Annotated in this window: 5 protein-coding genes; 3 read left to right on the top strand and 2 right to left on the bottom strand. The window is 66.5% G+C overall.

Going from position 1 to position 9,708, the window contains the following annotated elements:
• The 3 genes from Q0D45_RS19015 to Q0D45_RS19005 form a co-directional block, all read left to right on the top strand.
• Positions 1–543, top strand: a 543-nt coding sequence (locus tag Q0D45_RS19015; protein ID WP_293396673.1) for an SDR family oxidoreductase, incomplete at its 5' end; no start/stop codon positions are given.
• Positions 544–602: 59 nt separating this feature from the next.
• Positions 603–1,505 carry an SDR family oxidoreductase gene (locus Q0D45_RS19010; protein WP_293396670.1) on the top strand — a complete coding sequence of 301 codons (903 nt, stop codon included), beginning with the start codon at positions 603–605 and terminating at the stop codon, positions 1,503–1,505.
• Between the two features lie 23 nt (positions 1,506–1,528).
• Positions 1,529–1,789 carry a hypothetical protein gene (locus Q0D45_RS19005; RefSeq protein WP_293396667.1) on the top strand — a complete coding sequence of 87 codons (261 nt, stop codon included), beginning with the start codon at positions 1,529–1,531 and terminating at the stop codon, positions 1,787–1,789.
• 9 nt (positions 1,790–1,798) lie between these two features.
• Here Q0D45_RS19005 and Q0D45_RS19000 read toward each other — a convergent pair whose 3' ends face one another.
• Positions 1,799–7,066, bottom strand: coding sequence for a Calx-beta domain-containing protein (locus tag Q0D45_RS19000; protein WP_293396664.1), 5,268 nt, complete (start codon positions 7,064–7,066; stop codon positions 1,799–1,801).
• A gap of 236 nt (positions 7,067–7,302) precedes the next feature.
• Positions 7,303–9,708, bottom strand: a 2,406-nt coding sequence (locus tag Q0D45_RS18995) for an alpha/beta hydrolase (protein ID WP_293396661.1), incomplete at its 5' end; no start/stop codon positions are given.

Below are 9,708 nucleotides of genomic sequence, written 5' to 3'. Positions count from 1 at the left end.
GACCCGCAGGCGGTGCGCCGCATGTTCGACTCGGCCGAAACCGCGTTCGGCGGCGTCGACGTGCTGATCAACAACGCCGGCATCATGAACCTGGCTTCGATCGCCGACAGCGACGACGCGCTGTTCGATCGTCACATCGCGATCAACCTCAAGGGCACGTTCAATACGCTGCGCGAGGCCGCCAGGCGTCTGCGCGATGGCGGCCGCATCGTGAACTTTTCATCGAGCGTGGTGGGACTGTTGCAGCCGACCTACGGCGTCTACGCGGCAACCAAGGCCGCGGTCGAGGCGATGACCCCGATCCTCGCCAAGGAACTGCGCGGCCGCAACATCACGGTCAACGCCGTTGCCCCGGGACCGACGGCGACCAAGCTGTTTCTCGACGGCAAGCCGCCGGAAGTGGTCGAGCGTCTCGCCAGGCTGGCCCCGCTCGAACGTCTCGGCCAACCGGAGGACATCGCGTCCACCGTCGCTTTCCTGGCGGGCCCGGACGGCGGATGGATCAATGGCCAGATCCTGCGCGCCAACGGCGGGATCATCTAGTCCCGACGGTCCGAACTCTTTCCATACCGCCGCTTCAACCGATCAAGGGGACCATCTCCATGTCCAGGCAAATCATTCTCGTGACCGGAGCCTCGTCGGGCTTCGGCTTGTTGACCGCCCGCGCACTGGCCCAGGCCGGCCACACCGTCTACGCGTCGATGCGCGAAACCCAGGGCCGCAATGCCGTTCGCGTATCCGAAGTCGCCGCATGGTCTTCCGAACGAGGGCTCGACCTTCGCACCGTCGAACTCGATGTGCAGTCCGACCGCTCGGCAGAGGCCGGCATCGCTCAACTGCTCAAGGACACCGGCCGCCTGGATGTCATCGTCCACAACGCCGGGCACATGGTGTTCGGCCCTGCCGAAGCGTTCACGCCTGATCAGTTCATCCAGCAGTACGACGTCAATGTGCTGGGCGCGCAGCGGGTCAACCGCGCCGCGCTGCCGCAGCTGCGCGGCCAGGGCAGCGGGCTTCTGGTATGGGTCGGCTCGTCATCCACGCGCGGAGGAACACCGCCGTTCCTTGCTCCTTATTTCGCAGCCAAGGCCGCAATGGATGCGCTCGCGGTTTCGTACTCCACCGAACTCGCGCGTTGGGGCATCGAGACCACCATCATGGTGCCGGGCGCCTTTACCAAGGGCACAAACCACTTCGCGCACTCCGGCAAGCCGTCGGACGCAGCACGCGCGGCGGAATACGAAGCCGGCCCCTACGCAGGGGTCGCCGACCTGGCCTTGAAGGGCCTGGCCAGCCTGGAGCCGGCCGATGCCGACCCGACGGAAGTGGCCCGCCAGATCGTCGGGGTCGTGAACGCGCCATCCGGCAAACGACCCTTCCGCGTTCATGTCGATCCCTCGCAGGACGGTGCCGAGATCGTCAACGCGGTGGCCGATCGTATGCGCCGCGAGATGTATCGGAACATCGGCCTGGCGGATCTTCTATCGCCGCGGATCGCCGCCTAGCCCGTTCATCGCGGAAGAGACCCATGCACACGCTGCTCGTGATCGCCGGTGGCAGTGTGCTGCTCGGTGTTTTCGTGATGTTCGGAATACTCTGGGGCGGCGGCGCTGTCGGCATCAAGGCCGCAGCAATCGCCTTCATCCCCCTATGGCTGGCCATCTCCGTTACCAATCTATGGATCGGCGTCGCGAGAGCAGGCTATGCGGTTCATGAAGAACTGCCGATCCTGGCCGTTGTATTTGCCGTTCCGACCGCCATCGCCGTATTCACGGCATGGCGGTCGTGACGCATTCACTTAGGGCGCCACCTGCACCGCTGGCAGCATGCCGGTCTGGTAGAAGAAGTCGACCTGTTCGGGCACTGCCGCTTCGGCCAGCACAGGATCGTCCGGCCAGGTGTGGCCGACACCCGGCTTGTTCTTGAACTCGCAGACCCTGCCCAAGGTGCGGATCAACGAGCACAGCTTGAGGTTGGCAGTTTCAGCGAAGACCAGGTCACCGTCGGCATGCATGATCAGATACGGCGGCGTCGCCGGATCGATGTCCCGATCCGGGCTGATGCTGTCGGCGAATTCGCCGAAGCGCACGCGCTGGGCACGGGCGATCCGGGCATCCGGCGTGGTCGAGCTGACACCGGACTTGAGCACCACGGCACCGGCGCGGAATGGCGGCGAGCTGGTCGACGCGGTGGTCACCGGCGGTTCCAGCAGCGAGGCCCAGACCGCGTTGCCGCCGCCCGAGCTACTGCCGGTGACGACCACGCGGGCCGGGTCGACGCCGAGTTCGGCGGCGTGCTCCTGCACCCAGCGCAGCACCAGTCGCGCATCGTCAGCGGCTACGTAGGCATAGGTGCCGAAGCGGTCGTTGACGCGGGTGTCCGGCGAGATGCCGATCATTCCGTAGTCGGTGGCCCAGCGCCGCGGACGAGTCGACGGCAGACCGCCACGGGCCCAGCCGCCGCCGCTGAAATCGATGTAACCGGAACGCCGGTCACTGGCCTTCCAGCCCGGCGGCTTGAACACGAACAGGCGCAGCGGCACGGTCGGATCGTCGCGATAGATCACCACGTCACTGGCGCCGGACAAGGTTTCCGGCGTCACTGACGCCGGGTCGATGGTGGTCGTCAGGCTGATCGAAGAACTGACATTGGCCACCTTCAGCGACACCGAAGCGGTGGTGTCGAAGCTGTCCGGCATCACCATCCGCACCGTCACCTGGTCACCGGCAACCACGGTGCCGGCCGCCGCGGTGTAAGGCGCACCGTTGATGCTGTAGGTACCGCCGGTGACGGTGATCGGCACCGTGCCGCTCGGGTTGATGATCGCCACCGGCTGCATGGTCTGCACCGAGCCGGGCAGCACCAGACCCGCGGCGTAGATCGACGCCGTAGCCAGCGTGAAACGCTCTGGCCGGGTCGGCGAGGCAATGGTGCGCACACTCCAGGCGACGGTCAGATTGCTCACCGTCAGCGACACCGGATAGTTCAGGTTGTAGGTCGCGCCAGTCACCACCTTGACGCGGATCACGTCACCCCAGCGAACCATGCTGGTGCCGGCGATGAACGGGCCGTCGTTGATGCTGTAGGTGTAGCCGTCGGTGACCGAGACCGGCACCGGCACGTTGACGCCCTTGATGATCACCGGCTCGCTGATCAGCACGCTGTTGATCGGCGTCGACCGGGAATCCTCGAACTGGATCGAATCCGGAATGGTGTCGTCAGGTGCCGCGGTGGTCACCGAGAACGTAGTGCTGTAGTCGCCGACGGTGACCGTGCCGACCGCGACATCGCGGAGCATCGGGCCCGGCGTCACCAGCACGCGCAGCACGTCGCCGTTGCGCGCCACACCGGGAACCGAGGTGAACGGCCGGTCGTTGAGGCTGTAGGTGCCACCGACGATGCTCACCCGTACCGGCACATCGATACCGGTGATGATCACCGGGTTGCTGTAGATGGCCAGCAGCGGGAAGCCGTCGATGGTCGGGAAAGCGAACGCATCCGGCACGCTGTCACCGCTGGCAGCGGTGACGATGGTGAAATCGGCGCTGACGCTGCCGACCGTCAGCGTGGTGACGATCTGGGCACCCGCGGCCTGCGCGGCGACGCCACTCAAGCTCACCCGGCTGCCGTTGCTGACCAGCCCCGACGCCGTGGTGAACGGACCATCGTTGATCCGGTAGCGGCCCTGGCTCACGGTGATCGGCGTCGGCGTGTTGATGCCGGTGACGACGATCTCGTTGCTAGTGACCGTGCTCAGCGGTGCGGCACCGACCACGGAGCCGAACACGAACGGCACCGGCCGGGTGTCTTCGACCAGTGTCTCGACCGCGAAGTCGGTGCTGAAAGTACCCACCGTCAGCCGCGCCGACGTGGCGCTGCCGAAAGTGGCAGCCGCAGCGACATCGACTTCGACGATGTCGTCCGGCTTCACCGAGCCGAGTGCGGTCGTGTAGGCCGCGCCGTTGATGCTGTAACGGCCGCCGGTGATCGAGATCGGCACCGCCGCGTTGATGCCGCGGATCTGCACCGCGGCACTGCGCTGCAGGCTGCCGCGATCGACTGCATAGCGCGCCGGGAAACGGAACGGGTTCGGGCTGTCGTCGATGACGAAAGTCTTGGTGGTCACCGAGAACTGGCCGACCACGCCGCCGATGGTGACCGCTGCTACCTGCGCTTCATTGAAGTTGCTCGACGCCGTGACTTGCGCCGCCACCCGGTCACCGACCCGGACCACCGACGCGGTGCTGGTGAACGGACCGCCGTTGATGTTGTACAGGCCACCGGAGACCGAGATCGGCGCATCGGCATCGATGCCGCTGATCGTCACCGGGGCACTGCTGACCACGCTGCCCGGCTCGGCATCGGTCACCGGCGCGAAGCTGAACGGATCGGGCGTGGTGTCGCTGGCCAGCCCCTTGGTGGTGACCGTGAACGCGGTGCTGTAGCCGCCGACGGTGAGTGTCGCCGAGGCGCTGGTCGAGGCCGTGTACGAGGCCAGCAGCTGCACCTGGACCGTGCTGCCGACCGTCACCTGACCCGCCGCACCGGTGAAGGTGCCGCCATTGATCGAGTACAGGCCCCCGGCAACCGAGATCGGTGCCGGCGCATTGATGCCGCTGATGGTCGCCGGATCGCTGGTCTGTGTGCTGCCGGTCTCGACATCGCTGCGCGGTGCGAAGCTGAACGGATCGGGCGTGGTGTCGACGGCTGCTTGGCCATCGTCGTTGAGGATGGTGCCGGTGGCCTGAGCACGGCCGATGACGGCGCCGCCGGTGGGGCTGCTCAAGGTCGCGAAGAAGGTTTCATCGGGCTCGACGAGCGTGTCGCCACGAACGCCGACATTGACCAGCTTCGAGGTTTCACCCGGCGCGAAGCTCACCGTCAGGGTGCCGCCGTTGTAGTCGGAGCCGCTGGTCGCGGTGCCGTTGGACGTGGTGGCGCGCACGGTCACCGTGGTCGTTGCCGCCGGGCTCAGGGTCACCGTGAATGGCATGTTGACGGTGCCGGTGTTGCCTTCGAGCACGGAGGCATCAGCGACATTCAGGGTCGGCGTCGCAGCATCGTCGTTGACGATGGTGCCGATGCCTTGAGTGCGGGCAACGGAGGCGCCGGTGGCGCCGCTCAGGTTGACCAGCACGGTCTCGTCCGGCTCCACCTCGGTATCACCGGTGACGACGACGTTGATCGTCTGGCTGGTGGTGCCGGCCGGGAAACTCAGCGTGCCACTGGTCGCGACGTAATCGCTGCCGGCGGTGGCCGTGCCATTCGCAGTGGCATAGGCCACCGTCACCGGCGTCGTCGCTGCCGGCGAAAGCGATACGACAAAGCTCAGATTGCGGGTTCCGCTGTTGCCTTCGACTACCGACGCATCGGCGATCGACAAGCCAGCCTGCGCCGTCGTCACGTCGAAAGACGACGACACGCCACCGATGCTCAGTACCGCGCTGGTCGTCGTGGCCGGGCTGCCTGAAGCGGTCTGCCGCAGCTGTACGGTCTGGCCCACCGTCACCGTGCCCGATGCGGTCACGAAGCCGCCGCCGTTGATGCTGTAGCTGCCACCCGCGACCGAGATCGGGCTCGCGGCATTGATGCCGCCGACCGTGATCGTGTTGCTGGTCTGCACGCTGCCCACTGCCACGCCGGTCACCGGCGTGAAGCTGAACGGGTCCGGCGTGGTGTCCGCCGGTGGCGGTACGCCGTCGTCATTGACGATGGTGCCGGTCGCCTGGCTACGGCCCAGCAGCGCGCCTCCCGTTGCGCTGCTCAGCGTGGCAAAGAAGGTTTCATCCGGCTCGACGACGGTATCGCCGCGCACGCCGACGTTGACGGTCTTCGAGGTTTCGCCCGGCGCGAAGGTCACCGTCAGGGTGCCGCCGTTGTAGTCCGAGCCGCTGGTCGCGGTGCCGTTCGAGGTCGTGGCCCGCACCGTCACCGTCGTCGTCGCAGCCGGGCTCAAAGTCACCACGAACGGCATGTTGACGGTGCCGGTATTGCCTTCGACCACCGAGGCGTCGGCAACACTCAGGGTCGGCGTCGCCGCGTCGTCGTTGCTGATCGTGCCGGTCGCCTGGGCTTGGCCGAGCGTTGCGTTGACCGGATTCGACAGATTGACCAGCAGGGTTTCATCGGGCTCGAACTCGGTGTCGCCGATGACCGTCACGGTGATGGTCTGGCTGGTGCTGCCGGCCGGGAAGTTCAGCGTGCCGCTGGTGGCCACGTAGTCACTGCCGGCAGTCGCCGTGCCATTCGCCGTTGCGTAGGCCACTGTCACCGGCGATGTTGCAGCCGGCGACAAGGACACCACGAAGCTCAGATTGCGGGTGCCGCTGTTGCCTTCGACTACCGAGGCATCGGCGATCGACAGCCCGGCCAGCGCGGTCGTCACGTCATACGACGAGGACACGCCACCGATCGTCAGTACCGCACTGGTGGTCGTGCCGGGATTGCCTGAAGCGGTCTGCCGCAGTTGTACCGTCTGGCCCACCGTCACCGTGCCCGATGCGCTCACGAAGCTGCCGCCGTTGATGCTGTAGCTGCCGCCGACGATCGAGATCGGACTCGCCGTGTTGATGCCGCTGACCGTGATCGTGTTGCTGGTCTGCACGCTGCCCACTGCCACACCGGTGGCCGGCGTGAAGCTGAACGGATCCGGCGTGGTATCGGGTGCCACATCGTCGTTGACGATGGTGCCGACGCCACGACCCTTGCCGATGGTCACGCCGACTGGCGAACTGAGATCGATGAAGTAGGTTTCGTCGGCTTCGAACAGCGTGTCGCCGTTGATGTTGACGACCTGCGATTTCTTGGTTTCGCCCGGCGCGAAAGTCTTCAGCCCGCCGCCACCGGTGTAGTCCTCACCGGAAGTCGCCGTGCCGTCGACGGTGTTGAAGCGTACCGACACGGTGTCCGTCGAAGCTGCCGACAGCGTGAACGTGAAGCGCGCGGCGACCGTGCCGCTGTTGCCTTCGACGATCGAAACATCGTCGATGCTGACGCTGGGCAGTGCCGCAGCCGGCGCGGCGTAGCCGATCGCCGACAGCATCAGCAAAGCGGTCCCTCCGAACATCGAGCGGAATCCTGGGAGACGGCTCGTGCGGGCGATCGGCAGCGACGGAATCTTCAAGACGGGCAACTCCTCGGGGAAACATCCAACTCTGAGCATGACGATGAATTCGGCGCGAATCTTATCGATCTGCAGTGGCGGCATGAGACTGTTGATGTTCAACAGCCACCGCCAAAGTTGCCCACTGTACTTGCGTCACTTCCTGCGGCCGGATCGCCGGCTGCAGGAAGTGACAACGGCTACCGCACCGCCGGCAGCATGCCGACCCGACCCAGGAAATCCGCCTGCTGCTGGAACGCCGCTTCCGCCGCTCCGGCGTTGCTCGACCAGTCATGGCCAAGGCCGGCTTCGTTGATGAATTCGCAGACGCTGCCGCGACGGCGGATCAGCGAGCAGATCCGCAAGTTCGCGGTCTGCGCGAAGGTCAGATCGCCGTCGGCATGCATGATCAGATACGGCGGGATCGCCGGATCGATCGCCGGCTCCGGGCTGATCGGTTCGAGGAATTCACCGAAGCGAACCTGCTGCGAACGGGCCAGTGCCGCGTCCGGCTCGGTGGAACTGACACCCGAGCGCAGGATGATGGCGCCCGGCCGATACGGCGGCGTGCTGGTCGACGACACAGTAGCCGGCGGATCGCTCAGCGAGGTCCACAGCGCGTTGCCGCCACCGGCACTGTTGCCGCCGACCACGACCCGCTCCGGATCGATGCCGAGCGAGGCGGCGTTGTCCTGCACCCATTTGACGATCCGCCGTGCATCGTCGGCAGCGACGTAGGCATAGGTGCCGAACCGATTATTGACCCGGTAGTCCGCCGAGATCGCGACCATGCCGTAGTCCGATGCCCAGCGCCGCACGCCAGTCGATGGCAGGCCGCCGATCGCCCAGCCGCCACCGCTGAAATCGATGTACGCGGAGCGGCGATCCGAAGCACGCCAGCCGGACGGATTGAACACGAACAGGCGCAGCGGCACGGTCGGATCATCGCGATAGACATGACCGCTGGCGCCGGACAAGGTCGCCGGTGTCGCGGCAACGGCATCGACGGTGGTCGTCACCGTCAGCGATGCGGTGACGCTGGCGACTTTCAGGCTCACCGAGCTTGCCGTCGAGTAAGCATCCGGCGCGACGAAGCGCACGGTCACCTGATCACCGTTGACCACCGTGCCCGGCTCGGCCGTGTACGGGCCGTTGTTGATCCGGTACTGGCCACCCGTCACCGACACCGGCACTGCACCCTCCGGGTTGATGATCGAGACCGGCAGCATCGTCTGCACCGAACCCGGCAGCACATAGCTGCCGGGGTAGCTGGAAGCCGGCGTCAGCACGAAGCGCTCCGGCCGCGTCGGTGCCGCCACGGCGCGCACCGACCAGGTGGTGGTCAGATTGCTGACGGCCAGCGAGCCGGTGGCGCTGCGACCGGCAGCAAGGCCGCTGGCCAGCCGCATGCGCACCACATCGCCCGAGCGCACCGTGCCGAGCGCGGTCGAGAATGCACCGTCGTTGATGTTGTAGCTGAACGAGGCACTGACCCCGATCGACACCGGCACGTTGATGCCGCGGATGGTGATCGGCTCGCTGATCACTTCGCTGTTGACCGGCGCAGCCAGCACTTCCGGGACCGAGATCAGATCGGGAATGGTGTCGCGCGGCGCGGCCGTGCGTACCGTGAACGGCACGGCGAGACCGCCGACGTTGACCGTGACGGTGGCCGTATCGTTGAGCATCGCTGCCGCCGTGACCATCACTCGCAGCCGGTCACCGCGCTGGACCACGCCGGGAATGTCGGAGAACGGCCGCTCGTTGATGCTGTAGCTGCCGCCGCTCACCGAGACCAGCGTGGCGACGTCGATGCCGCTGATGGTCACCGGCTCGCTGATCGCCGCGAGGTTCGGATAGCCGTCGACGGCCGCGAAGGCGAAGCTGTCGGGCTTGCTGTCACCGCCGGCGGTGACGACCTCGAAGTTCTCGCTGACGCCACCGATGGTCAGGCTGGCGGTGGTCAGCGTCGCCGGCGTTTCGGCCGAGGTCGCCACCACGGTGATCCGCTGACCATTGCTGACCCGGCCGAGCGCAGAAGTCAGCGCGCCGCCGTCGATACGATAGCTGCCGCGGCTGATGCTGATCGCCGCCGCTGTATCGATGCCGGAGACGACGATCTCCTTGCTGCTGACACTGGTCCGCAACGGCTGGCCGACGACCGCCGCAAAGCCGAACAGATCCGGCGTGGTATCGGCCACCAGGGTCTCGACCGTGAACGGCGCGCGATAGCCGGCAACCACGAGGGTCGCGGTGGTCCGCGTATCGAAGGCCGACGAGGCTTGCACTTCGACCTCGACGATGTCGTTCGGCGCGACTCTGCCGACGGCACTGCTCAGCGGCGCGCCGTTGATGCTGTAGCGGCCGCCTTCGATGGAGAGGGTCGCCGGACCGCCGAGGCCGCGGATCTGCACGGCGTCGCTGCGCTGCACGCTGCCGCGCTCGACGGTATGACGGCTGGCGAACTGGAACGGCCGCAGATTGCCGACGACGACGGCGCTGCGCGTGGTCACCGTGAACGTCGTGCGGACGCTGCCGACACTGAGCACTGCGCTGCGCGTATCACCGGCAACGCTCGATGCGCTGACTTGCACGGTGACCTGATC

The sequence above is a fragment of the Nevskia sp. genome (assembly GCF_023266035.1).
GTDB lineage: Bacteria > Pseudomonadota > Gammaproteobacteria > Nevskiales > Nevskiaceae > Nevskia.
Note: the sequence above shows the minus strand (reverse complement) of the source record. Positions and strands in the feature narration are given on the sequence as shown.

Bases quoted from the DNA above. Each gene is read 5' to 3' on its own strand.
- Q0D45_RS19010 (WP_293396670.1), top strand. From the start codon at position 603: ATGTCCAGGCAAATCATTCTCGTGACCGGAGCCTCGTCGGGCTTCGGC.
- Q0D45_RS19005 (WP_293396667.1), top strand. From the start codon at position 1,529: ATGCACACGCTGCTCGTGATCGCCGGTGGCAGTGTGCTGCTCGGTGTT.
- Q0D45_RS19000 (WP_293396664.1), bottom strand. From the start codon at position 7,066: ATGTTCGGAGGGACCGCTTTGCTGATGCTGTCGGCGATCGGCTACGCC.